Source organism: Sphingobacterium chungjuense (assembly GCF_011316935.1).
In the GTDB taxonomy this organism is placed as follows: domain Bacteria; phylum Bacteroidota; class Bacteroidia; order Sphingobacteriales; family Sphingobacteriaceae; genus Sphingobacterium; species Sphingobacterium chungjuense.
Genome location: NZ_WLYS01000009.1, coordinates 94,407 through 120,398, shown reverse-complemented (window position 1 = coordinate 120,398; position 25,992 = coordinate 94,407). Strand labels below are relative to the sequence as shown.

General features: G+C 42.7%; 20 protein-coding genes. 8 read left to right on the top strand and 12 right to left on the bottom strand.

All coding sequences use genetic code 11. The annotated features are described in order from the left end of the window. Nucleotides 1–9: 9 nt before the first annotated feature. From GKO22_RS16250 to GKO22_RS16215, 8 genes are all read right to left on the bottom strand, one after another. Nucleotides 10–1,239: a DUF4374 domain-containing protein gene (locus GKO22_RS16250; protein WP_166336914.1), complete on the bottom strand. Its 1,230-nt coding sequence runs from the start codon at nt 1,237–1,239 to the stop codon at nt 10–12. A 14-nt stretch (nt 1,240–1,253) separates the two neighbouring features. Beyond that, nucleotides 1,254–3,662 carry a TonB-dependent receptor gene (locus tag GKO22_RS16245; RefSeq protein ID WP_166336912.1) on the bottom strand — a complete coding sequence of 803 codons (2,409 nt, stop codon included), beginning with the start codon at nt 3,660–3,662 and terminating at the stop codon, nt 1,254–1,256. Between the two features lie 82 nt (nt 3,663–3,744). Continuing rightward, complete coding sequence (locus GKO22_RS16240) at nt 3,745–4,965, bottom strand: DUF4374 domain-containing protein (protein ID WP_166336910.1); 1,221 nt, start codon at nt 4,963–4,965, stop codon at nt 3,745–3,747. Nucleotides 4,966–4,968: 3 nt separating this feature from the next. Then, the gene (locus GKO22_RS16235) at nt 4,969–5,676 is read right to left on the bottom strand and encodes a hypothetical protein (RefSeq protein WP_166336908.1); all 708 of its coding nucleotides are present in this window, start codon (nt 5,674–5,676) and stop codon (nt 4,969–4,971) included. A 49-nt stretch (nt 5,677–5,725) separates the two neighbouring features. After that, nucleotides 5,726–6,244 (bottom strand): RNA polymerase sigma-70 factor, encoded by a 519-nt coding sequence (locus tag GKO22_RS16230; RefSeq protein ID WP_166336906.1) that lies wholly within the window; start codon nt 6,242–6,244, stop codon nt 5,726–5,728. Nucleotides 6,245–6,310: 66 nt separating this feature from the next. Next, complete coding sequence (locus tag GKO22_RS16225; protein WP_166336904.1) at nt 6,311–6,529, bottom strand: transcriptional repressor; 219 nt, start codon at nt 6,527–6,529, stop codon at nt 6,311–6,313. Nucleotides 6,530–6,564: 35 nt separating this feature from the next. Then, the gene (locus GKO22_RS16220) at nt 6,565–8,925 is read right to left on the bottom strand and encodes an outer membrane beta-barrel family protein (protein WP_166336902.1); all 2,361 of its coding nucleotides are present in this window, start codon (nt 8,923–8,925) and stop codon (nt 6,565–6,567) included. Between the two features lie 105 nt (nt 8,926–9,030). Next, the gene (locus GKO22_RS16215; RefSeq protein ID WP_166336900.1) at nt 9,031–10,086 is read right to left on the bottom strand and encodes a YncE family protein; all 1,056 of its coding nucleotides are present in this window, start codon (nt 10,084–10,086) and stop codon (nt 9,031–9,033) included. A 250-nt stretch (nt 10,087–10,336) separates the two neighbouring features. Here GKO22_RS16215 and GKO22_RS16210 point away from each other — a divergent pair, with 250 nt between their 5' ends. Next, nucleotides 10,337–10,714: a DoxX family protein gene (locus tag GKO22_RS16210; protein ID WP_166336898.1), complete on the top strand. Its 378-nt coding sequence runs from the start codon at nt 10,337–10,339 to the stop codon at nt 10,712–10,714. Between the two features lie 772 nt (nt 10,715–11,486). On the opposite strand, the gene GKO22_RS16205 is transcribed toward GKO22_RS16210, so the two are convergent. Then, nucleotides 11,487–13,817: an AAA family ATPase gene (locus GKO22_RS16205; RefSeq protein ID WP_166336896.1), complete on the bottom strand. Its 2,331-nt coding sequence runs from the start codon at nt 13,815–13,817 to the stop codon at nt 11,487–11,489. 121 nt (nt 13,818–13,938) lie between these two features. On the opposite strand from GKO22_RS16205, the gene GKO22_RS16200 reads away from it, so the two are divergent. After that, nucleotides 13,939–15,075 carry an AbiH family protein gene (locus GKO22_RS16200; protein ID WP_166336894.1) on the top strand — a complete coding sequence of 379 codons (1,137 nt, stop codon included), beginning with the start codon at nt 13,939–13,941 and terminating at the stop codon, nt 15,073–15,075. Between the two features lie 267 nt (nt 15,076–15,342). Continuing rightward, complete coding sequence (locus tag GKO22_RS16195; RefSeq protein WP_166336892.1) at nt 15,343–15,573, top strand: hypothetical protein; 231 nt, start codon at nt 15,343–15,345, stop codon at nt 15,571–15,573. 50 nt (nt 15,574–15,623) lie between these two features. Here GKO22_RS16195 and GKO22_RS16190 read toward each other — a convergent pair whose 3' ends face one another. Then, nucleotides 15,624–15,848, bottom strand: a complete 225-nt coding sequence (locus tag GKO22_RS16190; RefSeq protein WP_166336890.1) for a hypothetical protein — start codon at nt 15,846–15,848, stop codon at nt 15,624–15,626. A gap of 167 nt (nt 15,849–16,015) precedes the next feature. Between GKO22_RS16190 and GKO22_RS16185 the strand changes: the two genes are divergently transcribed. Together GKO22_RS16185 and GKO22_RS16180 are read left to right on the top strand one after the other, a co-directional pair. Further along, nucleotides 16,016–16,939 carry a hypothetical protein gene (locus GKO22_RS16185; RefSeq protein WP_166336888.1) on the top strand — a complete coding sequence of 308 codons (924 nt, stop codon included), beginning with the start codon at nt 16,016–16,018 and terminating at the stop codon, nt 16,937–16,939. A gap of 23 nt (nt 16,940–16,962) precedes the next feature. After that, on the top strand, nt 16,963–17,472 hold the full coding sequence (locus GKO22_RS16180) for a glycoside hydrolase family protein (RefSeq protein WP_206367938.1): 510 nt from the start codon (nt 16,963–16,965) through the stop codon (nt 17,470–17,472). On the opposite strand, the gene GKO22_RS16175 is transcribed toward GKO22_RS16180, so the two are convergent. Both GKO22_RS16175 and GKO22_RS16170 read right to left on the bottom strand, forming a co-directional pair. Further along, complete coding sequence (locus tag GKO22_RS16175) at nt 17,465–18,499, bottom strand: glycoside hydrolase family 43 protein (RefSeq protein ID WP_206367937.1); 1,035 nt, start codon at nt 18,497–18,499, stop codon at nt 17,465–17,467. The two genes, GKO22_RS16180 and GKO22_RS16175, sit on opposite strands and share 8 nt — an antisense overlap. A gap of 168 nt (nt 18,500–18,667) precedes the next feature. Continuing rightward, nucleotides 18,668–19,435, bottom strand: coding sequence for a hypothetical protein (locus GKO22_RS16170; RefSeq protein ID WP_166336886.1), 768 nt, complete (start codon nt 19,433–19,435; stop codon nt 18,668–18,670). Nucleotides 19,436–20,514: 1,079 nt separating this feature from the next. Between GKO22_RS16170 and GKO22_RS16165 the strand changes: the two genes are divergently transcribed. The 3 genes from GKO22_RS16165 to GKO22_RS16155 all read left to right on the top strand — a co-directional run bounded on the left by GKO22_RS16165 (nt 20,515) and on the right by GKO22_RS16155 (nt 25,984). Continuing rightward, nucleotides 20,515–20,718, top strand: a complete 204-nt coding sequence (locus GKO22_RS16165) for a hypothetical protein (RefSeq protein WP_166336884.1) — start codon at nt 20,515–20,517, stop codon at nt 20,716–20,718. An 89-nt stretch (nt 20,719–20,807) separates the two neighbouring features. Next, a complete protein-coding gene (locus GKO22_RS16160; RefSeq protein ID WP_166336882.1) occupies nt 20,808–22,562 on the top strand; it encodes a YdgA family protein in 1,755 nt (584 codons plus the stop codon). 293 nt (nt 22,563–22,855) lie between these two features. Then, nucleotides 22,856–25,984, top strand: a complete 3,129-nt coding sequence (locus GKO22_RS16155; RefSeq protein WP_166336880.1) for a SusC/RagA family TonB-linked outer membrane protein — start codon at nt 22,856–22,858, stop codon at nt 25,982–25,984. Nucleotides 25,985–25,992: the final 8 nt, after the last annotated feature.

Here is a 25,992-nt window from a genome sequence, read left to right as displayed (position 1 = left end):
GTAGGGGGATTATTTTAAGCGGTACAACATCGGCGTATCACCGTCAGCACCGTCAATACGGGCGCCGCGAGTCAACTTATCCGTGTTCGAATCGTATTCCCAAATATATACGCCATCTGCTTTCGGATCATTTACCGCGATGTACGCTTTGCCATTGTGTACTACACCAGAGCGAGAGTTACCCACCAATGGGAAATCTAGTTTTTTCACGACCTGTTGTGTGTTTACATCGATGATCAAGTATTCCCACATCGCCGCATACCACCAGTCATTGAATTCTTTGATGTTAGTTTGTGTATCGTGTGCACTAATCAACATCGCTTTACCATTACCGATGTACGACACACCCAATTGGTTGTCGCCACCACGCTGCGCGCTGATGTTGAAGAAGTAGTTAGGATCGATTTTGTCGTCACCATCTTTCACCCGGTATACACCTGTTGGCAATGCTGCTTTACCGCCGCCTAATACCGGCATAGGAATCGTCAAGATGTACGTATAGCCATTGTCTTTGAAGTTGCTGAAATACGAGTTGCGTACGGTACCAAGCGGTGCCGAGCGCGCATCTTCTCCCGTTTGCTGGAAATTGCTTAAACTTGGGTAATCGACAGTACCCGTGTATGATTTGTCATAATGTACTTGCGTTTCTTCGTTGTACAATCCATAACCGATAAACAGTTTGTTACCTTGTGGAATCACCGAGAATACCCGTCTAGCATGTTTAGCAGGAATACCTGTTTTATCGAACTCACCACTTTTGGTGACTTCCATTTTTTCTACATCCACTACCGCGTAGAAGTTGTTAGAGCGCGCACCAAACATCAACTCGGTATCGCTCAACCAGGCGTGCCATCCTAAGTACAAGCTCGGTAGTTGTGAGAAAGGGATTTCGCGGATGGTTTTCAAGACACCATTTTCAAAACGGTATTTTCCGAATTTATTGGCATCAGGATTTACGTGGTAGATATCACGTCCTTTTTGTACTAAATTTTCTTCCCAAGTCAAGATCTCGGATACGTTAGTACCTTTTCCTACTGGAGAAATGACACCACTCATCAGATCTTCGATAGGTAACATATAGCGACCATTGTCGGTGCCGACGATCACGGCAAATTCTGGATCGACGATTTCTTCTGGTGCTGGTGCATCATCACTACAAGACGTAGCCGTGAAACCAAAGGTAGCCAAAGCCATTGCTACGGCCCATGCCCATTTTTTCGTGTGTTGTAAATTGATCATATCAATTGTATTAATTAGTAAATATTTAAGTTGTAACGGAATTTCATCGAGATAAACCGACCCGGTTTTTGGAGCTTAGAGTTGTCGTAAGCTATCACGTCGGTGAGGTTTCTGCCTTCTAAGGTGAAGTTGTACAAGCCCTGTTTGATCGAGTAGGTGATACCGGCATTCTGGATCAATTGTCTTGGGATGTAATAGTTGGTGGAGCGATCGCCTAGTTTGGACCAGGTCGTGGAATATTCATTGACGTATTGCATAAACCAATTGAACTCCAAGCGTGTGCCTTCGCCCAAAATATCATTCTTACCGATAATGAAATCGGTATTTCCATAGAGCCACGGTTTATCAGGCAGGCGGTTGCCATAGGTCACTTTGATTCGGTTGGTACCGCGTACAAATTGCTCGCGATCGACCGCACTTTCGTAACTACCATTGATCGTGAACTTCAATAAGTCGCCGTACGAGTACGTCATTTCCATTTCTGCCCCTTCTACTTGGATGCCGCCATAGTTGTAGTACTGACTAAAGTTTTCGGAAGACCCCGATACCACACCCGGCGGAGTGCGGTGTATGTAGTTGCTCGCATTGCGATAAAAGATCGCTGCGGTGGCGTAGATGCGATGTTTGTCTTGAAATTCGCCGTTATAGAATACGCCCAAATTATAGTTGTCGCTGCTCTCTGGTACGAGGCCAGCGTTAGGATACACATCCACACCATTACCAAATAGTTCGACTAAGGTGGGCAGGCGATAGGCATGCTCGTACGAAGCTTTAAATCCTAAGCCGTTGGAAAGGAAATAACTCGATGCAGCTCCATAACCCATATAACTTTTGGATTGGCGGGTATCGCTACCATCTTCATTTTCGACGCGACCACCAAAGTTGTAGTACTTGGCAAAGACCTGATTGCGCCATTTCTTTTCGAAGAAATCGTGCATGTAATTCAAGCCCAGAATATTTCTGCTCACGCTGTTATTCTGGCGAAAGCTATGGTTGTACGGATCAATCTCATTATAGCTCTTGCGGTGATTGTTGGTAAATGAATGCGTGAGGTTTACCGTTTGCACCGGATTTATTTCGTAGTTGAATGTGCTCTGCACTAAACTGTTATAGCCATTAAAGTGCTGTATAGATTTAGTTAGGTTAATCTCGCCTGCATTCGGGAAATAGGTGTCTGGGCGACCATCCCAACGGTATACGCGGTACGAACTGGTATCGGTGACCACGTTTTTATCATTCGCAAAGTTGGCAAAGATCGTGGCCGACAAGCCACGCGTGAATAGATTCTCCTTGCGGTAGCGTAAACTCGGCACGATGCTGTTACTCTTTTCAAATACATGGCCATATACTTTTTGTTGTGTAGCGCCGGTTTGCACTTCGTTGTACACGTTATTATAGGTCAATCCCAATACAAACACATCGGCCCAGCTTTTGCCCGATAAGCCAGCTTCTACCTGCGTCATATTCGAGCGGTATGCATCGTGAAAGCGTTTGGCTGACGCAATGGTATCAAATTGATTGGGATTGTCGCGGTTCACCACATCCAAGAATACACGCGCTTTGGGGTTCGTGTACATGCGATAATCATTGTCCGAATAGTTGAAGAATGAGTTGACATTGACGTGTAAGCCTTTTTTCGGATCGGTAAAACTACCGCTCAATGCGGCGCGGTGCGTATTGAAGGAACCGTAGCTGTAGCTCACGTCGATCGATTTGCGGCGATCGCGTTTGGTAATGATATTCACCGCGCCACCCAAAGCATCCGAGGTAAGATGCGCTGGGATGACACCTTTATATACTTCAATGCGCTCCACAATGTTGACTGGAATATTGTTGAACGACATGCCACTGCCGTAGGCTTCGATCGGCACGCCATCGATAAAGAATTTGATGTGATTGCCCGACATCCCATTGATCGAAAAAGAATAGCTAGAACCCAAACCGCCTTGTTCGCGGATTTTGACACCCGTACTGCGATTCAAGATCTGGTTGATATCCGTATTACTATTGGCGTATTGCTTCGTTTCAATGACATTCACATTGAAACCCGATTGTTGGATTTCTTTGGCTTTGCTGAAGCCTTGCACCTGTACTTGCTCGATGTTCTCGTCCGATTCCTCTAACGTAAAGTTGATGTTAGTGAGAGAAGTGGTGCCGACACGAATATTTTTCTGCTGTGTTTTGAAACCCATGAGACGGGTTTCTAAGACGTAATCGCCGGGTGCTATTGCCTGTAAACTATATTTTCCAGCGGCGTCGCTCTGCGTTTGCTTGCTGTCTTGATTTAGGATGCGGATTGTGGCGCCTTCTGCCCCTTGACTATTTTTTGTTTTGACTGTTCCACTTACTATAATTCCCTGCCCGTATGACGCAGCCACTGCGACGAATAGGAGGAGACAAAGTCTCCATTTCAAACCCGACATATTTTTATTTAGATTAATGACACATAAGGATGTTGCTTATGCCCTCATTAACCGAAGGTCGGAAGAGAAGAAAAATAAGAAATTATTTCAATTTATCCAGTCTAAGCTGGTAATCGATTGGAAATTTGGGAGTTAAGTGCGTAGTAATTTTACCGCTTTCCAAATTATATTGCCATACGGTATGGTTTTCTTTTTCATCGTCGATCGCCAAGTAAAGGTTTGCGCCCACTTGAACCACGTTTTCTTTGCGCGTCCCTTTATCTAATGGCAAATCTAGCTTCTGCAGTTTGCCGCTAGCCAAATCCGCCAGATAGTATTCAAATTGGTACACCGCATGGTGATTGGAGAAATCCGTGTATTTATCCGAGCGCTCGCCGCGCACCATAGCCTTACCGTTGCCCACATACCAAAATCCATAGGCATGATTGCCAGTCTGTGCCGAGATATTCACCATATAGGTCGTATCCACTTCGTCCGATCCATTTTTCTTACGAAAGATGGCGGATGGTTGCTCGATATTATTTCCTGCTGCGATTCCCGGTCCGCTGGTAAAATAGAAATCTCCATTTTCGGCGGTGCCGCTGTACGTTTGTATCGTATTGATCCCGCCGGGATAGGTCGAGCGCGGATCTTTTTGTTCCGACAGCACACGCAAGGACGCGAAATCCAATGTACGATAATACATGGTATCCAGCGTGGTATACTCGTTATGTCCGAGCATTTTGCTGTATGCATAAGCGATCCAGAGCTTATCGTTTTCGTAGCGCACTAAGCCCAAGCTCAGAATGCTAAAATCATGCACCGCAGGTGGAATCGGTAATTGCGCTTCGCGAATCAAGGAGAAAGTTTTGGTATCAATCTCATAGAAACGGCAGGTTTCGATATCGCCATGTACCACATTGGATATCAGCAAAGTATCGGAATTATTTTTCCAATGGTATTGCTCTATATTGTCGTTTACTACTTTGATCGAATCCACGGCTTGCAATCCCGTCGACGTAATCTGGTATTGGATCAGGTAATCATTCTCTGGGTTTACCGAATAAATGAAACCATTACGCTGGATAAATTCGCGATTGAAACCGGCATGTGGCGGTTTGATCGATGCCAGATGTTCCCACGTACTATCCACGAATAAAAAATTGTTTACGCCTTCCTTGCTCACAAATAGGGAATAAGCGGGCTCGAAGTTGAGCGCAGTTTCCAATTCTTTGGGTGCGTGCGTACAGGATGTTCCGAAGCCGATGATGCTACTTGCAAGTACAACATATAAGATCGGGTAGAGTCCTGTAAATAAACGCATAGATTAGGTAAGGTGAAACTGCTTTCGGATGTGTTTTCGTAAAATAGGTGGTAAATACTCTAACTGTGATTTAGAATAGACGACCAGTTCGCTGGTATCAGGATCGGTAGAGATAAAATATACTTCTCCCTGCCGAAAGTCCAGCGAGGTATTATTGTGCTTGTCGAATAGCTTAAAGTCTTTTTTCGGGCTGAATAGCACATCGCCCGAAACATCCATATTGCCAGATTGTAGGTTGATGCTGGCCGAACTGTTTTTGCTGAGTGTGAATTCGAAGGAATCTTCTTCCCACAGCATGACCGCTTTGTCCGAGTTGCTGGCGTTGAAGAAATGTTCTTTATCCGCAGTAGTAGGGTAGAACCACCAGCCCATTCCTAAGATAATCAATAGCGAAGCCGCGATGGCGATAAACGCCGCAAATTTTACGGTTGGATCGTTGTTTTTAGCCGGTTTGAAGACGATGTTATTTTCAGTTCGTTCAGGGGTATTGCTCTTGTCAGCCATTTCCTGCATATATGCCGATATGTGCTGCCACATTTCCTGCTCGATCAGCAGATCGTCCATAGCGTCGTCCGCTATACCTGTCTCTAGCTCGTCATCATCATCCAGCGATAAAGAAGTACTATCCAACCAAAGGCTTACGGCAGCCGCTTCCGCCTCGGTACATTGCCCAAGTTCGTAACGTTCTAGTAATTCTTTGGTTATCTTCATCTCTTCTTTATTGCAAAGATAATACATAATTGTGAGCTGTAGGTAGTTCTTATTCTACCGGATACAGTCCCATTTTTAGTGTGCTCAATGCTTTACTGATATGGTATTCTACGGCGCGTTCCGAGATGAGCAGCATGTGTGCGATCTCTTTGTTCGTCATCCCTTCTTCGCGGCTCATCTTAAACACGTTTTTGCATTGCTTTGGTAAGGATTCCACCAAGTTGTTGACCTTGTGGTTGAGTTCCTTGACGTGCACTTGCTGATCTTCGTAATCGATCTTTGTGGTGCTCAGGATGATGTCGTGGTGCCGTTGCTTGGTCGATTTGTTGCGCATGTATTCCATGGTTTTCAGTTTGACGGAGCGCAATAAATAGCGTTCCACATCTTGAATGTTCAGGTTTTCGCGCCGTTCCCACAAGGACTTGAAAATCTCCTGCACAATCTCTTTCGCATCTTCCTCATCCGCTGTCATCTTCACCGCAAAAGCGAACAAACGCTTCCAGTATCGCTCAAACAATTGTTTGAATGAGGCAGATGTAATTTGTAATAAAGGCAGATGTTCTTCCAAAGCATCGCAAATATACACTTATTTAGATTTGTTATAAATAATATTTTCATATAATCTGTTATTATTTTAAACGCTGATTTTTATTGCTCTACGACGTTCTTCATCTGGTTTTTCGGCAGTCAATATGCCTTCTCGGCACAGCTGGTTGATGTTATTGTAGATAGCCGCGTAGCTGTAGCACTTCTTACCGGGATTCAGTTGCAGAAAAATATCGTCGGCACATAAGGCCTTGCGTTGCTTGTGCAACAAATCCATGATCGCTTGTTGTGTTTTCGTAAATCCCATTCTAAAATCATTTAAATACTGTTTAAAAAACGGTTCTATTCTCCAAATCGATAGCTCAGCGATAGCATCACCTTTCGATTATCGGGGAAGGCCGATTGCCAAATCACCAAGTCACCATACGTGCTGGTAAATTGTGGATTGCCATTGCGGATCAACCCCGTTACCGCGAGTTTCAACATCGCGCGATCGTTCAGCATTTTTTTCTCCGCCGCGAGATCCACGCCATACCGCTGATCGGTACGCATGGCACCGGTCGTGACACCCGAATTGTAATAGCCAGCGACTTCGGCACGTAATCCCCATTTGAGATGTAGCGTGTGGCGGCTGTTTGCCGACCAGCTTGAACCTTCCGAATCCAGAATCACGCCGTCGATCTCGCCATGATAATTGTTGTGAAAAGCGTTGAGGTAATGGCTGCCCGTCCACCACGGGAAAAAGGTGTTGTTATACATCACGCTGGCGCTGTAGTTTTTAAAATCGCCAATATTGGCTGGGCGCGTCAGATTTTCGCCCGGATTGCTGCCCACGCGCGAGATCCAGTTAATTACATCGTAGCCATAGCTCATGCTCACCGTGGTGAATAGCGCATTTTTATAGCCGTGCCCAATCTCACCGATATAGCTGCGCTCGGGTTTTAGTTCTGGATTTCCTTCCGAATAGGTAAAGGCATCTTCGTAAATACGGAAAGCATTGATGTCATGATCGCCTGGGCGCTCAATCCGGCTGCTGAATGAACCACGGATGGTATTTGCATCATTGATATTGTATAATAAGAACCCGTTCGGGAATAAATCAAAATAGCGCTGTTGGCTGATGTCGTTCAGTGTGACCTGATTCGCCTTGATAAACGTATACTCTCCGCGCAGACCAGCCTGATATTCGAAACGGTTGAATTTTCCAGAATACATCGCATAAGCCGCTTGAATATGCTGCGTGTATTGGAATTGATTGGAGGTGTTAGCATCCCGCAGCCAACTATTTGCGCTCAACGTATCATTGCGCACATCATTATTGATAAAAAAATAAGTCGCTTTCCAGCCTAATTCGAGCTTGGCCAGATCGCTGAATGGCTTGCTGTAATCCAATCGGGCAGCATAAGTCGTGTTACTCAGATCTTGCACGTTCGTGCGCGCCGTGGTGCTGTTGGTATTCGTTTGCAGATTGGCGATATCCGTGCGAAAGCTATTGTTATACGCATTGGTATGCGGGGCATAATCGAAGTTGATTTTCAAAAAGTGATCTTCGCCTTCGTATTTATTCACGTAGTTGATGTTGAAGGTGAGGTTGTTGAATGTTTCGTCAAACTGATTGTTCGTCGTCGCCGTTTGCGTGGTGCTGCCTGTCGCGTTGCTCGTGACCATATCGATCAGCGATTTGCTGATGAAGCGCCCGCGCATCCAGTGGAAGCTGGCATCGAGCACACCGCCATCGTTAAATTCGTAACTCGCGCCCGTGCGCAAGCTATGGAACTTGCCCGGATCCAGTTCTTTCGTTTCCTTTTGCTTCTGCAAGGTCTGCAATACGCCATTGTTGAAAAACTGACGCTCCACCAAGGTGCTATCTTCCGATTGTTCGCGGCCAATGGATCCATTGGCATACATATTCCAACCATTTACTTTGTAATGGATGCCACCGCCAACCGTTCCTTGCGATCGTCTGCTCTGCGAACCACGCACAAATACATCGCCTCCAAAACCGCTACGTTTGTTGCGCTTGGTCACGATGTTGATGATGCCCGCCGTTCCGGCCGCATCTTCACGCGCCGAAGGATTGCTCATCAATTCCAGTTTGGCCACATCAGCCGCTTGCATACCGCGCAGCATGCTGGCCAATTGCGCTCCAGTCAGGTAGGTTTCGCGTCCGTCAATGCGCACATTGGCACCGGCACGGCCTTGAATCGAAAAATTACCTTTGCCGTCGGACACGATTCCCGGTGTTTTCTCCAACAATTCCAGCGCATTATTTCCCTCGCTCAATACCGATCCTTCTACATCGACGACCAGTTTATCGGCATATTGGCGAATGGCAGGCTGCCGTCCGCTGACGGATACGGCGGCGATTTCGGTGAGGTCGCCATGCAGATAGATATCATCCAGCAGGCGCTGTTCGCCTGCTGTCAGCATCATTTCGGTCGATACATATTCGGCGAAGCCTAATGCCTGCACACGTACGACAAATGTGCCTTTTTGCGTGATTTGAAGTTGATATGCGCCTTCCGCATTTGTTTTCTGCGAACTTACTAATGTGCTATCCGGCGAGCGCAGCAGCATAATGGAAACATCCGATTGTGGTGTGCCATCAGCAGATAATACGCGCCCTTTGATGCTGGTTTGCGCGTACACATTGGCGCTTAAAAGTAGAAAAAGAAAGAAGAGTAATCGTGTTTGTAAAGTCATGTCGCGGCATGATATGATCCTCTGCCTCCGCGAAGGAGGCAAAGGACGATATCGGTGATGTATGGTTTGGATGTATAGTTTGTCGGTGTGGAGATGATAGCGATGCTATCCTCTTTTATAGTTTATTTTCATGACGGTGTTGCCATTCTCTACCGGATCGCCGTTTCTTCCGGCCTCTTTGTTGGTCACGTAGATCGTACCGGTCTTTTGATCCAAGCTAATGGTGTTTGGCAATCCTTCGGTCGGGATGCGCTCGATCACTTTGTAGGTTTTGGCATCGATAATGGCCACTTCTTGTTTCGAGCGATTGGCGGTATAGATCAATTCATTCGCGGCGTCGTACGCCAAACCGATCGGCGAGCTGTCATATCCCAAATACACTTTGTCTACGATGTTTCCGGTATTTCCGTCTACCACGGTGATATTATTATCGTTGGATTGGCTCACGAATAGGCGATTTGCTTTCAAGTCCAGCGCGATATTCATCGGGCAGTACGACCAGGTTTGGAAGCTTTTTTCCATTTCGCCAGTCGCGGAATTGAATACCAAGATATTCCCTTTCATATCTTGTCCGTCGGTGCCATACACTTTTTGCCTTTGGCTATCTACATTCAAGCCCAGCAAATAGGCCTTATCATGGCTCAAGGATTTTTCATGCGTGTTGGTGTTGCCATCTACTTGCCAGATGGACGGGTTGCCGTGATCCGACACGTAGATTTTGTTGGTGTTCTCATCGACCACCAGTTCGCGGATTTTGGATTTGGCGTGCGCACTTGGGATCAGGGTTTGTTTTTTGGATTGGATATCGATGGCGCTGATGGCGTTTTGTAGGGAATGACCGACATAGAGCGTTTGCGTTTTGTTGTTGAGCGCAATGCCAAATGGCAGGTTCTTGCCCACAGAAATAGAGTCGGTGATACGTAGATCGCCGCCGTCCAATTCGTAGATAAAGTTTTCGGCTTCGCGGTTAAATCCTTTTTTTGGTCCGGCGACATAGACTTTATGATTGGTCGGGTTATAGACAAGTTGATATACTTCGTTGGGCAATTTCTGGGTATGCGCAATCTCGTAATTCATATCGGGCATATCTTGTTCTTGGCCGAAAGCGATCACGCCTTGCAAGGCACATGCACATAGGAAAAGGGATGTTCTCTTATTCATCGTGTTATTTTGTATTGTTGTGACAGCAATTTTTGCGGCCTTCCTATAAGAGAGTTGCGTAAACGGGAGCTTACCGAAGGCTTATTTAGAAAAGTTCTTAAATATATAGCATGGGCGCGTAGTGACCACCCCGCACGGTAGTGTAACCGAAGGTGCTAAAGCTGTCTTAAGACAAGAAATGCAATAGCAAATTAAAATTCTCGATTTCTATGCTACATTTGTTTTATAAAATCATATAAACCCCATTATTATGAAAATCGTAAAATTCATTCTCAGCTTATTGTTCGGTCTGCTATTTATCAACGCGGGACTGGATAAATTTCTACACTACATGCCCATGCCGGAGCAAACTCCGCAGCAGGTAGAAATATTTCAAGCAATCGGAAAACTACAGTGGGTCATGCCTTTGGTGGGTTTGGTGGAGATTATTGGCGGTCTGCTATTCATTTTGCCGAGAACCCGCGCTATTGGAGCCATTGTGATACTACCGGTTATGGTCGGTATTGTGTTGCATAACTACACCTTCGAGCCAAGTGGGTTAGCGATTGCTTTTCCTCTTTTATTGATCAACATCTGGATGATCATCGATCATCGTGCTCGTTTTATGCAGCTTCTTGCCAAAAACTAGCGGAAAATATTTGGTGAAGCTGCTTGATAGAATAAATCAGGCAGCCTCTCTTCTTTGCATCTAGCGCTTTCACGTTCCTCTACCATTCTAGAGAAGGATAATTTCATTAAATATTCTTTTAAAAATATTTTATTTCCCTATAATTATTATTATATTCATACTAATTATTATAGCGATAACTTAGTTGGAGGCTTTGGCCTCCTGCTTTTTACGATGTCACTCAAACGTGAAACCGTCAAATTTCCCCATTGAGTTGATCGTGAGCTCGCTTCCTATCGGATTTTGCTATCTTTGAAGAGATACCTGTCCAATAGGGCGAGTCTCATGTTAGTCTTTGGGGGACCACAGCTTCGGTTGTGGCGGTTCTTGACGGTACCAACGCAAAGCATTGAGGCTCGCCCTATTGGCATATACTACACGGAGCATCCGTCTGATTTCTCCCGTTTATATCTCAATTCCGCTTTCTCTCCCTGTTTTTTTGAGTTGCATCGATATCGATTGATACTATTAAAATGCTCAAAGGATAGGAGTGGGGTGCGCTGTCATCATCTTGCAGGTAGTTTGTATCATTCACATGTCTAGCAATTACCTATGTAGGCCTGCAATACCAAAATCTCTGCTCTGCATAGCGGTTCAGCGCTGTGCCCTTTGGGTTTTTTGAGGGGGGGCAGATGGTTTAAAAATTGTTACGTTCCACTTTATAAATTGGGTTAATAGCTAAGTAAGTATGGCCGTGGAACTCATCCAGTTTCTCACAGCTTATATGGTTTTATCAAACCTTTTGAACTTCTTTCAAGATGTTTAACAATCCCATAGGTACCAATTCTGTATACACATCGATAACCTTATCAAGTACAGCTAACTTTAAAGCTTCTTCTCCATCCCTTTTAAATTTATTAAGTTCCGGAATAACCTTTAAATATTTTTCTTCGAGTTTATGACCATTATATTCAACAAATGCTTTGGGAAGTTTTAATTTTTTACCACCAAATGTTTTGTATTCTATTTCATCAGTTATGTCAATCTTTAATTCTTCATTGATGATTTTTAAAATGACTTCAATTATGGCAGCCAACTCACCATCCGAGCATCTAATGATGTCGTAAATCTTGAAATCTTCTGGTAAATTAAAAAACTCAGGTTTTTTAATTTTTTCAGTCATGAGAAGTATTGCTATTAACAGGGGGTCTAGCACGAAGTTTTCAATACTGTAGCGTTCTTCCCAGCCAAGTACTCTCACGTGTTCACTTTTAGGCCTCTTAACATTTAAATCCCAATCTATAATTCCCCAGATAAACTTGTTACCAGAATCCCTCAGTAATTCGGTTATTGTTATAACCTGATCACAAGTGGATTTTGGTTGACCGTTTTTATTACGTTGTACATCTCCAGACGCGATAAAATTCAACGATATTTCATTGTTCAGTTCCTTTCTGAAAGTTTGGTACAACTTCTCATAATACTCTACATCATATTTGCTTTCTACAAAAATTTGACGTCTATTTTCGTAATTGATACTGAACGACGGAACTCCAAACGTTAGCTCATCCAAGGCTTCATCCTTACTACTGGCATGCAATCTATCTTCTCCATCGCCCTTCATAATATACAGCGATCCCGCAGGTGCAAAAGCTACTGTAGATGGTGAATGGGTTGACAGAATTATTTTTATTCCAAGTTCTTTAAAAAACAAATTATGTAAAACAGAAATTAGTCTTTTAGACATTGATGGATGTAGGGAAGAAGCGATTTCATCCAACAAAAGTATGTTAGAAACTACCTTCTTTTTGAATTGTAATTTATAAATATAAAATGTTAGTGCAAGTAGAGTTTTTTCCCCAGAAGATAGCGAACCCAAGTCCGTTGGAAACCCTTTAGATTTGTGATATAGGCTGAGGGAAATGGTATAATTATCGAAGTTAACGCCAATTTCCTTAGGTATTTCTGTAGACCTAAATTCGTAACCGTTGCAATCATATTTATCAAGAGCCTCATTTAACAACTGTACAGGTGAAACTCCATAGAGTTCTGTGAAAATTTCATCATTATAATAGATGACATCTTGCGATTCTACATTACTCAAAAACTTGTTAAATGTGTTTTTATTTCTTGTAATCTGATACTGTTTCTCCTCCTCAGCTATTTGATTTAAATCTAATGCGCCGGAATCTGATTGTGGATTGTAGAAAACATCATTGTTCGCAGAGTAGTTTTTAATGAAAGTGAGATATGCTGGGTTTAATTTTACTTGCAATTCATTTCTTAAAGTCTCAAATAAAACAAGTAAATCATCTCGTAATTTTATCAGATCATCATTCATATAATCGACAAATTGAGTCTTGTTATCCTCATATATTGAGATAAATCTTATAAAGTTATTTGATAAGACTCCTTCATAGTTCCAAATTTGAAATTGAGAATCTTGTGACTTAAGTTCATTATATATCTGAATGTCATTATCAGACCATGCTACTGTTGTAGGGTCATAGTTTAAGCTGCGTATTATATTTTTTCGAAAGTATCTTTTTATATATTCCCCCATATTATTACCAGCTTCTACAATTGCAGGTATAAATGTGTCAAAAGTGTCGTGAATAACTCTAATCTTTTCAGAAAATAAGTCCAGATCCTTCCAGTACTCTTTACTGTCAACAGGCAGTTTAATGAATTTTTTATAACTCTCTATCTCATCAGGTAACCATTCTATAATACTTATATTATAGCCACGACTTAAAACAGATTGTATCAGAACGTCTGTCTCTGATAAATTTGAAAACAACAAGTTGTTCAAAATTTGTGTACGTTGGTTAATTATTCCCTGAACGATGCTATTTCCATTTTTTTGCGAATGTCGTTTAGCAGCGCTCATTTGATTTGGTATAGAATTAGACGTTTGATTATAATCGATAGTGAAGTCATTGTAGTTGTAGTATATAACCTCTGAAGAGGGAACTCCCTCAACTTCAATTGAGCCATCCTCGATCGCATTTAGTAAATGTGTTTTCCCACTACCATTGATACCGGTAATTATAGAAAAATCATTAATTTCAATATCGTTCAAGGAAGCGATAGACCTACTGGGTCTTAGCAATTTCAATTTCATGTATATCTAGTAATATTGGTTAAAAAATTATTAAGGCTAGGCTAAAGTTAGCGATTAGTTTCATTATCCAATATACGGGAAACCTTAGTTTTATTTGCGAGGAATGGTGTAGATTAGCCGTATGAACAAACTCATCATTGTCGGCAACGGATTTGATATACATAATGGCCTTGCTACGAGGTATTCGGATTTTTTGGAATGGTATCTACTACGAGAATTTCGAAAGGCCGTAGAATCGCCTGGATGGATGTCAGAATTTTTTCACCTTGATGTAAAAGAGTATATTAATAATTCTTTAAAAGAATTCAACGATGATGAATGCTTAGAAGCGATCAGATCAATCCTTAACAATCTAGACCAAACAGGTACAAACACCGTCAAATTGGGTGATAGCGTCGTGATTTATTCTTTCGAATTTACATCTCTTTTTTTCGAGGCAATATCAGAACACTACAGAGATGTTAATTGGGTAGATATAGAAATGATATATTATAAGCTTTTAAATGGTTGCCTTGGTCCAATAAGGGGAGCGTATGATCCAAGTAATAACTGTATCGATGATCTAAATTATGACTTAGATAGAGTAAAAGAGTTGCTACTTGAATATTTAATAGAAATATCGAAATCATATTTGCCAAAAATGGCATTCAATAAGTTTGCAGAAATGGACATTGACCCAAAGTTTATAAATGACAAAGAACACCGCAGACAACTCACTTCTCAGAGATTACTCTCATTGCCCAATCAGAAAATTAAGGTGAAAAATGTATTATTTTTAAATTTCAATTACACTGGACTTACTCATCACTTTAAGGGTAGCAATTATCAAACAATTGACATTCATGGGTCTTTAGAAGACCCAAAAAACCCTGCCATTTTTGGTTACGGAGATGAATTAGACGAAGATTATTTAGTTATGGAGAAAACAAATGATAATAGGTTCTTTAAACATATTAAATCATTCGGATACTTCAATGCCCCCAATTATTCAGATCTATTAAGATTCATCGATTCAGATATCTTTGTGGCTTACATCTGGGGTCATTCTTGTGGATTGTCCGACAGAACGCTTTTAAATGAAATCTTCGAACATGATAATTGTGCTGCCATTCAACCTTCTTTTTGGGATAAAGGAGATGGAGAAGACAATTATACCGAGATAACGCAAAACATTTCTAGACATTTTAGAAGTAAGCAGAAGTTGCGAAATCGTCTTGTTGACAGAACTTCTTGTTATCCCTTAGGCGCTGATCTATAGAGGCTAATTTTAACAGTAATACTAGTCTACCAATACCTAAATATGTTCCAAAAAATTATAACACCCTAATAATTTTCAGATTATAACGGTAGTATTATGCTGTTGATGATCGTTTTATAAATCGAAAACGCTAATCTATAGTACAATTCCCCGTACTTCCCACAAAACCACCTCATCAAATACCCGAAAATAGTATAAAAGTAAACTAAAGTCATCCGCAACTGTTCTCTTATCAAACAGAATTGATAACATATAATACATACTACTATGGCATTTAATACAGGAAACGAAGGCGAAGCAACTAAGAAAATTGAGAAAGTAACCTCATTTATCCCATCTACCGTGTTTTTAGCGGCAGCTGGCGCGTCGATGGCGATCTCAGCAACTTTAAAATGTATCGGAAAGGATAAAAGTGCACTATTTGTCGGTCAGTGGGCAGCACCTTTTCTATTATTAGGAATATACAACAAATTAGTAAAGACAGAGGGGCACGATTAGGAGTGATTGATTTGTTTTATGTAAGAAGCCTTCCCTCGGGAAGGCTTTTTTTAGGTATCAGAAATTCCGGATTTTGCTCTTGCTAATACATCAATAAGATTGTCGAGCCGTATCATCACGGCAACACATTTGCCGTTTTTTAGCTCGATCTCTGAACCATTGATCATTCCTTTATCGTCCTTTCGCTCATGATAGGAGACGATGGAATCTAAATAAATGATGTGTGTTAAGCCTTCGGTATCTTTTACCCGAATCGCACTTTTGGTTTTTGGCATATACTTTAATAAATAGATAAAGCAAAGTAACAGGTTATTGCTATATATAGTTTTTTTCGTGCACGTTATAGCAAAAATATGCTATAGACGATTAAGACTAAATTCTTCAAATATCACATCCCAACCCCATGATTTGAGGGTATAATATCACTATATTTATAACTACCATGAGGAGAAAAAACCGAGGTATCAAAAAAATTTACTTGGCTTTTGCTGTTTTATTGATCAATAGCGCGGCTTGTAGCGGACAGCAGATTAAGGAAATTTCACAGGATGACCTTCATATCAGCATAGATCAAGATTCTCTTTTGAGTATTACCTATCAAGACGGTACATCCATCGAATCCGGTACGTACATCGTGCATACAGAGGCGACGAACGAAGCTGCCCGCGTCGAGTTTAGCATCAATAAGGAACATCAAGCAGATGGTCTGGTGCAATTTTATTCCGCGGGAAATATCCTTTTCAAGCAATTTTCGGTTGAGAATGGTTTGTTGCATTATATAAACCAGTATGATGCCAATAATGGTCGATTGCAGGATAGCATCTACTTTGCGATGGCAGAGATTCCTGTTTTTGACAATCAGGTGCCTACTTGGCAAAACTTGCATGTGCAACATCGCAGAAGATATTTCAATAACACCGACTTAAACACGCACGAGATCATCTACGACCAGCGTGTGGTGCTGAAAACCACTTTTGAGGAATCCCGAAAGAATATAGAACTGTGCCCGGACATTTACCAAAAGATGTACCATGCCAATGGTGAAGTTTCATCTATCAAAAGCTATGACTGGACCACGAAACTGGAAAAGTATGAGCAGTATAATCAGCAGGGAACAAAAGTGATCGAAGTGGTACAATCCGATCTGCATACGGGGCGTGTGCCGTATGCAGGAAGGGGTACGAAAAGGACGCCAAACGAGCATGATTTCTATCAAAAAACCACCTATTATGACAATGGAGAGCCAGAACAGATTGAATATTTTAAAGCTGGAAAGGTAACTACCACGCATTATGACAAGGCGGGGAAAGAAACCAAAAAGACCAGCGACTCCTATGATACGCTACCCAGATTAACCATCCTATAAAAACTTATTACTGATACTAGATTATGAATAAAATAATGCGTTGCATCTACATTTGCTTTTGCCTGTTTACGCTGCTAAGTAAGCCTCTGTTTGCGAAGCATAAGATCGCCAATATCGATGGGGATATTACACAAGTGGGCGATCAGTTTCATTTATTTTATGTGTCGCACGATGGCGTTCCGGGCATCAAGCAGGCGGTATCCAATTCCGTAAGCGACAACTATGTGTACGATCCAAAATGGTACGATCCAGAGCCGCAGGCTTGTGAAGCGCCGACGGTGTGGAAACGGATTGGCGAAGAGAAATGGGTATTGATGTATGATATTTATGGTATCAACCCGCACAATTTTGGATTTAGCGAAACGCAAGATTTCCAAAACTTTACCAATTTGGGGCGCTTTAATGAAGGCGTCATGAAGACGACTAACTTCGCGTCGCCCAAACATGGATCTGTTATCCATCTCACCGCTGCCGAAGCAATGCGACTGGAAAATCATTGGAAGCGGTCTCAGTATGGCGTACAGTTTACTTGATTAGTTCATCTGGAACACCAGACCATTTCTCGGCCAATCGTACGGCTTCTGCCTTGTAGATGGAAATCACACTGCCGTGTCGTGGGTGGAAGTTTTTCTCAAAGAACTCGGCGGTCTGACTAAAATTCACCAAATCTCTGCTGCGCTGAAAGGCGTATTTTCCCGAAGAATATAAATCGTACATCAAGAAATACTCGTCAGAATCATGGATTTTGAAGATGCTGGATCCTTCTACCGAAGTTTTTGTGCCGGCATATACATCCAGATAGCGAGGCTCTTCTTTCCAAGGCCCCATCAAGGAGTTGCTCGTTGCCTTTTTGATGCCGTTTTCAAATTCTTTACCATCCACATCTTTGGTATTGCCTTTATAAAAGAAGTGATACACGCCGTCTTTTAGGATAATGTCGCCATCTATTCCACCAAAGGTGGGGCTAAATAATAGCTTTGGGGTAGCTTCCAATCCCGTGAAATCTTCATTCGCGTACGCATAATAAAAATCTAATTTCTCATTGGCATACTGACGCACCGTAAAATACACCAAGTATTTTCCGACCGCAGGATCATAGATCGTTTGTGGTGCCCAGACCCATTTGACGGATCCAAATTCATTCGGATATAGTTTTGCGAGATCCAGTACAGAAGATTTCCAAGAGATCAGATCATCCGAATGCATGAGTATGATGCCCGGATTGGTTTCCCAGCCATTTTTCATGGTGTTCATATCGGTGCAGGTCAGGTAAAATCCATCTTGTTGGGCGCCTCTTAAAAGGTGCGGATCGCGAATACCTCCGGTATGAGAGATATCGGCCGAATTTATAATGGGTTGATTATCATGTAGCGCATACCAATGCAAGGCATCCCGACTGATTGCAAAGCGCAATTGTTCTTGCTGCGCGGGTGATCCTGTACCTTCAAAATAAGCGAAAAGATAACCATCATAGGCCGCAGATGGTGCTTGCGCGAATCCTTTGCCTACTCCAAGCAGCAGAGTGAATGTCCATAAAACGTGACTATAAAATCTGATCATAGCAAAGCATGAATAGGTAAATGTAGTATAAATGAAGGATAGCTAATTATAGGTTGGGATGCCTAAAACCAGCTATCCTAAAAGTGAATAAGAAGATAGCAAGATACAGCATAAGAGCTAGATGCATAGGGGACAATTTGAGCGAATTAAGGAGGAATAATACCCACATCAACCTTTATCTGGCACATCTACCGACACGATGGTAAGCGAATTATATTTGCCTTTTTCGAGCGGATAATACGTGTTATTGATCTGTTCATACACGGAGATACCGACTAGACCATATACCACGTCGGAAAGAGCTGCGGCTAACTGAATAGCGAGTAATGTCCCATTATATCGGCCAATCAGTGGAATATAATCGGTCGAGACGCTCGTTGCTAAAGGTAAACGTATCTCGGTATTTGGAAGTGGAGCGGCTGAAAATATAAAACGGATATGCGTAGCACCTTGCCCAGCTTGAAATGCCATCTGCGGGTCGAATGGCGGGATCGTAAGCGTAGCCAAACCCGTATGGCGGTCGAATCGCGTAATCAGAGGCTCGATGAAGCGTTGCGATAGGCTGCTGTAGGCGTTGAATTCAAACCCGCGCAGTTGCGGCGTATTCTCATCCTGAAATCTGCGCTCACCACGCAGACTAATCGAGTCGCGTTTCTGAATACGGTGAATAAGAGATAAAAATCTATTTCGCATGTTGCCATCTGCTGTTCCTCTGGTTAGGGTGATGATTTGCTGGCGAATTTGCTTTGCTTTTCGCGATGCACGTCCAAATTCATAACCATTCTCGCGGGTTCGTACAAATTTCGGATCCTTGAGGATTCGTTCCCTAGTCACCCCCGGTTTTGCTCGGAATGAAAAGATGATTTTAGATTTTTTCATACGGGGAGCATAACCAGTCACTTCATGCCATTTCGAGATACTATTTCGTTTTGTCATAACATCTTGTTTTAAAGTATACTGCAAGGTAGAAGCTGCCTTAAAATAGGATGGCAGGATTTGACACATTTGGCAACAATTGGCACAGATTGGTAGCAGTTGGCACGAAATGGTATCATGTATCTTCCAAAAAGGCATGGCTTGAATAAGGCGTTTGATAGGGTATTTATTGGGTTTAGATAGGCGTCTACTTAACCTTTCGTCGGGTGTAAGTGTACTGCAAATGTACTATATATGTAGTACCGCATGTGTAGCACATGCCAATATAGATCCAAGGGCAGGAAGATCTATCATGGAGGATGCGTTTGGTAAATATAGGTGAAGGAAAGTCATAGAAGTCCATTAGTTTTAAACTAGAGCTAGTCGAAAAGGTATATACGCTGGGAATTTTATTCACTCCATTTTCATCCTCAGAAAGCATAGTGTGTCAGTACCTTACAATAAAATAGGATAACATGCGAAAATAATGGTCTGATATTTGAAATGTTGGTTGATATGTTGAGAAAATTACTAATTCTACTCACGATCAGCAGTGTTATGATCGTCAGTTTTTCATCTTGTACTACACATGGGCCTCGCCACGGAAGGGCGCAATATGGTCATAGCAAACGGATGCATAAAGGTAAGCCGGGCAAACATCATGGACCGAAAAAACATAAAAAAGGAAAGCCAAGGCGATCGGGCGTTTCGGAAAACCTCATGCCTCGAAGGCGATAACTGCTGCGCACTATTAAACGACCATACTGGTAAGTCGTAATAGGCAGTCTGATTGGGATCGGCTCAACAGACGATCGAAAATCCATGTTCAAAAACCGCTAAGGAAGTATCCAATACTTTCTTAGCGGTTTTTTTATTCGACCATTTACCTAAAATCAGTTTTTTATTTGAATTAGGGAATGATGTGCCTTGTTCTAAAAGGTAGATTTCAAAAAGTCGAAAAAAGGCCAATTTTAGAAAAAAAATGTGTGTGGCGCTTCATCTACAACCTTAAGGAATGATGTAGGTGCACATCGATGTTGTCCTTAGTATTGTACAATAATTTGTGGCAACACAAATTTCACCATTCTAATTTATTAACTATGAAAACAAAATCACGTAACAATGCGCATTTTGAGCGTAAGAGATATGAGATTCCAGAGATTGTAATTCACGTCTTGTATCATGAAAGTTCGATCGCTGCTGGGTCGGCCAAAGTAACTGTCGGTAACACAGGGAACAGTTTCTCGCCATTTGTTGATGATTGGGACGAAGGTGGTACCCGTACATCTGATTTTGAGATGTAAGCACAGAGTAAAGTCATTTGAAAAGAAATGATTTGCGTATAAACGTGATAGATAAGAAACAAGAATCGATTTTACAATTTATTATCCATATGAAATTACCGCACTTTAAGATACGGAAGCCCCATGTTGGCCATTCTATCATTAAAAAAAATATTCTAAATATTGTGTTTTTTGTTGCGATTTTCCAGTCTTGCACTAAGGATGAGAATGCAAAGTCTGCTAGTAGTGGTGATGCCAAGTTGACAATCGAGGTTAACGGAGTGGAAGAGGAGCCGACATTTACGATCAACGCATCAGAAGTAGAAGATAAAATAGCGAGAGCATCTGTACGCCGTTCATCGATAGGCATAAATGACAGCGAACCACCATTGTACGATATTGAAAGCCTACCAGAATTTGACGTATTGAGTGATATACAGAGTTTCTCCCCTTCTTCATCATCGCCAATAAATATCATCGACTCTAATGTGGTGAATAAAGCTGCCAAAGCCACTTCTAAGGCCGTAAAAGAATCTTCCAAAGCGGTAACAAGGATGGCGGCACAAACACGCTATCGTATTATATTCTATGAGCAAGGAAGCACTGCAGTGGCTTCTAATAACGAAGCAATAGCTGGTACAGCAATGGAGGCTAGTTTAGATGTAGGTAAAACCTATAATTGGTATGCTGTATCTATTAATGCTACTACCGTTCCGAATATTAACGGTAGCGGTCTAATCGCAAGTAGTAGCCTTGCTAATCGCGATGTATTGTATGCTAGTGGCGTGATCACGCCAGTGTTTGGAGCCAATACATTGCAGGTTACCTTTAGTAGAAGGACGGCTAGGTTAGAAGTAGACTTAAATGTTCGTGGTATGTTTGGGGACATTCGGAACACCACGAGCTTAGAAATCGGGTATCGGGTAGGTAGCACATTTGCTAGTGTTTTTCAAATGGGCGATTTAAACATTCGAACAGGAGATTATACAAATATTACCGATTCTCCAGCCGTTACCGGAGCTAATATGACGGCTACAGCGACTTCCACAGGAGATGCAGTCAAAAAAGCGATATTTTATACAGTCCGTAACAATAATATCGCTAATGGTTCACTAACTGTTAGACTAAATCGATTGGATCTTACTATGGATGATGCATCAGTCAGGAGCTTCAGCACAGCGACTTTAGTGCCTATCACAGGTACACTGACACCGAGCTATGGATCGAGATTTGTGATCAATGCACGCCTAATTGAGTCTGCTATAGTGGTCAATGGTGCTTACTTTGCGCGTACTAACATGGTATACTCTCCCTCACAGCCAGATGCGGGTGATCGATATCGCTTCAGACCGCATAATAATTATAGTAAACCGGACTACAACAACGAATACTGGAGGTGGCGCGCAGCAACTCCGACTGGAACCGCAAGTACAACAGACCCATGTGGAAGTGTGTATCCCGCTGGTGTTTGGGCTGGGCCTGCGGTTTGGCATTTTGACCAATTAGGAAGTACTGCACCGGTAATCTCCTCCACTATAGATGGTACGGAGCGTATAGCGAGGACGTGGACTGCGACCGGTAATGCATCAGGAAATTCATCGGGGTATCCAAGTAATAATCTGCAGCTATTGTACCTCGGTTTCTACACTCCGGGTAGTGTTTTAGAGAATGCTGCAGAGAATTTGGGGAGTGGTGTTGGTACAGCTTCAGCCGATTATTGGACAAACCTACCTTCAGGCTCCAATGCTGGGGTAGCCCGATACCTTGTGACTCAGAATGCTAATAATGTTACTTCATATGGTAATCTCACTCATCACAACTTTGCTCAAAACGCTAGACGACCATATCGTTGCGTGAGATACTAACAGAACGAATACAATGGCTAAGGATGATTGTTTAGGTAGGAGGTTGCAAACAATTATCCATTAAGTGCATTCCAATATTAAAACCGGCGAAGGATGGGAATCTGATCAAGATTCTCATCCTTCTTTTTTTACCTGATCTAGTAAAGTTTAAGGTGGTCCATTTATACCTTACAAGGGGTGAAAATTCCGACATATTACACCATCTTATTTGACCAATTCCACCCCCGCAGAAGCAATTTAGAAGTTGAATATTTGTGGTACTAATTGCTAACAGACCTAAATTTCTACTAAAAATGAAAGACTTTAAGATTCTTCTGTGTTGTCTTTTTTTATGTTGCGCAAATTCTTTATTTGCTCAGCAGCGCACCATACGGGGCACCGTGGTGAAAGAAGATAATACCCCATTACAAGGCGTCAGCATCAGCGCCGAAAAAACAACTGATGGCGCAACTACCGATAAAGATGGCCAATTTGAGCTCCGTACCGAGGGCACAACATTAATTGTCTCTTTTATCGGTTACAAAACACAAAAAATCACGATTGGAACTCGCTCTTCTATAAACATTACGATGGAAGACGACGATCAAACCATTGATGATGTGGTAGTGGTTGGTTACGGAACGCAGTCTCGTCGCAACTTGACGGGTGCCGTGAGTGATATCAATGCCAAGGAGATTGTGCGAACATCCTCCACAACGACCGCTGGCGCTTTGGCTGGTAAGATTCAAGGTATCTCGGTGCGCGCACAAGATGGCCGACCTGGTCGTGGTGCGGCCTTGGAAATCCGCAATATGGGTAGTCCACTTTTCGTCATTGACGGAATACCATATGGCGGACAAACTGGAAACGATTGGGTGGGATCTTCCAATGTATCCGGACAGGATGCCTTTAATGCGTTGAATATGGAAGATATTGAAAATATCACCATCTTAAAAGATGCATCGGCAGCGATTTACGGATTGCGCGCGGCCAACGGGGTAGTGCTCGTGACTACCAAGAAGGGAAGCAAAGGCGAATCGGTACGCGTTAATATCAATGGCTACATGGCATGGCAGAATTTAACCCGCTTCCCGACCTTAGCCAATGCGGCACAATATACGCGCGCGCTAGTAGAAACCGCGCAAAACGAGGGCGGAAACCCTTCTGCTGTGATGACGCCAGAGGAACTGGCGAAATGGCAAGCCGGCACCGAAGCTGGCTACCAAGGTTATGACTATTATGATATGATCGTGCGCAAAAATATTCCGCAAAACTATATCAATGCTAATATCAATGGAAGTAGTGCCAACTCCAACTATTTCCTTTCTGTAGGTAACCTGAATCAGGATGCGATGATGGAAGATTTCTCTTACAAGCGCACGAATTTACAGGCTAACCTAGAGACCACTATTCTGAAAGGATTGACCGTGGGGACACAAATCTCCGGTCGTCAAGAGTACAGTCAGGATGTGGGTTTGCCAGGTGGAGATGGTTACTTTTCTTCTTTTCTCGCTTTATTTAGAAACAGACCAACGGTAGGTCCTTATGCGAACGACAACCCAATGTATCCTAATCATGTGAATGACTTCGCGTACAATCCTGCCATCTTCAGTCGAGACATCGCCGGATACAAGGATAATCGCTATAGAAATGCTAATGTGAACTTATTCGCACAGTATAAAACCGATTTTGGACTGTCGGCCAAAGGAACCGTGTCGTATAATTATACCAATAACAAGTTTGATGGTTTCCAGTATTCGTATGATGTGTTTACTTACGATAGAGCCAATGATGCCTACAACCGTACTCATGGTACCGACTCGCGCTGGCGCTATCAGACCGAGCGTGAAGTGGTGGCACGCTATGCACAGTTTCAATTAGATTATGCTAAAGATTTTGGCGATCATCACCTATCGACGACCTTAGGGTACGAGCGTTCGGATTGGGATCGTAATTTCCAACAGGTCGGTACTAACCCAACCAACAACTATATACCACTGTTGCAAATGGACCAGATCAATAGCTTTGGCGATGGCTGGGATTACGAAGCACGTGCTGGTTATATCGGAAGGGTTAATTACAATTACAAAGGGAAGTATTTATTAGAAGTGCTGGGTAGATATGACGGCTCTTACCTGTATTACCAAGACAATCGTTGGGGCGTATTTCCGGGTATGTCTGCCGGATGGCGCTTATCGGATGAAGCCTTTTTTGAAAGTCTGAAAGGAACCATTAATGATTTAAAATTCCGATTCTCTGTTGGCCAAACCGGTTTGGAGCAAGGTGTATCGATGCACGGCTATTTAGCCGGATACAACTGGAACCAAGGAAATGCGATTTTGGACGGGGCATACGTACCTGGTTTACAACCTCGTGGTTTACCCATTCGCAACCTGTCTTGGGTGAAGAATACCAATTACAATATCGGTATGGATTTGGCGATGTTCGACAACAAGCTAACCTTTACGGCCGATGCATTTAAGATTATCCGTTCTGGAACGCCAGCGCAACGTTACGATGTATTGCTTCCATCTGAGATTGGTTATGGATTGCCACCAGAAAACTTAGGCAAAAACGGATATTATGGTATCGAAGGTATGCTAACCTACAGCAGTAACTTTGGAGATGTAGGGTACGTGGTAAGTGGAAATGTTACTTACTCGCGTTACCGCAGTATCGAAACCTATAAGCCTCGCTTTGGAAGCGCATGGAACGAGTATCGCAGTTCTATTGAAGATCGTTGGGGTGGTGTTTGGTGGGGTTATCAGGTCGAAGGCCGATTTGAATCGGAAGACCAAATTCGTAATCACCCAATCAATAACGATGGGCAGAATAACCGCACACAATTACCGGGAGACTTTATCTACAAGGATGTGAATGGCGATGGCGTGATTAATAGTTTGGACGAGCGTCCAATCGGATATCCGACAGGCTGGGCTCCGATGTTGAGTTTTGGCGGACGTATCGGGTTGAACTATAAAGGATTTGACTTGAATCTGGATTTCGCTGGCGGCGCTTTGCAATCTTGGAATCAGGATTACGAACTGCGTAATGCGCTGCATGGGGGCGGTAATTCGCCTGCTTATCTATTGGAAGATCGCTGGCACGGTGCTGATCCTTATGATCTGAATAGCGAGTGGATTCCGGGTTATTATCCTGCCATTCGTAATGGTAATTCAGGGCCAAATCATCGCAACAGTGATTTTTGGTTGACCAACGTACGATACCTACGTGTTCGGAACATGGAATTGGGCTATACGTTCGGGCAGGATCTAGCATCCAAAATTGGTTCGAGCAAAATCAGAGTGTATGTCAATGGCTCTAACCTGTTTTCTTTTGACAACGTAAAACGTTTTCAGATAGATCCGGAGATTTCGGCTCCTGCGGCCGTGGTATATCCACAGCAAAAAGTAATAATGGCAGGTTTCAACATCACATTTTAATTAAAGAC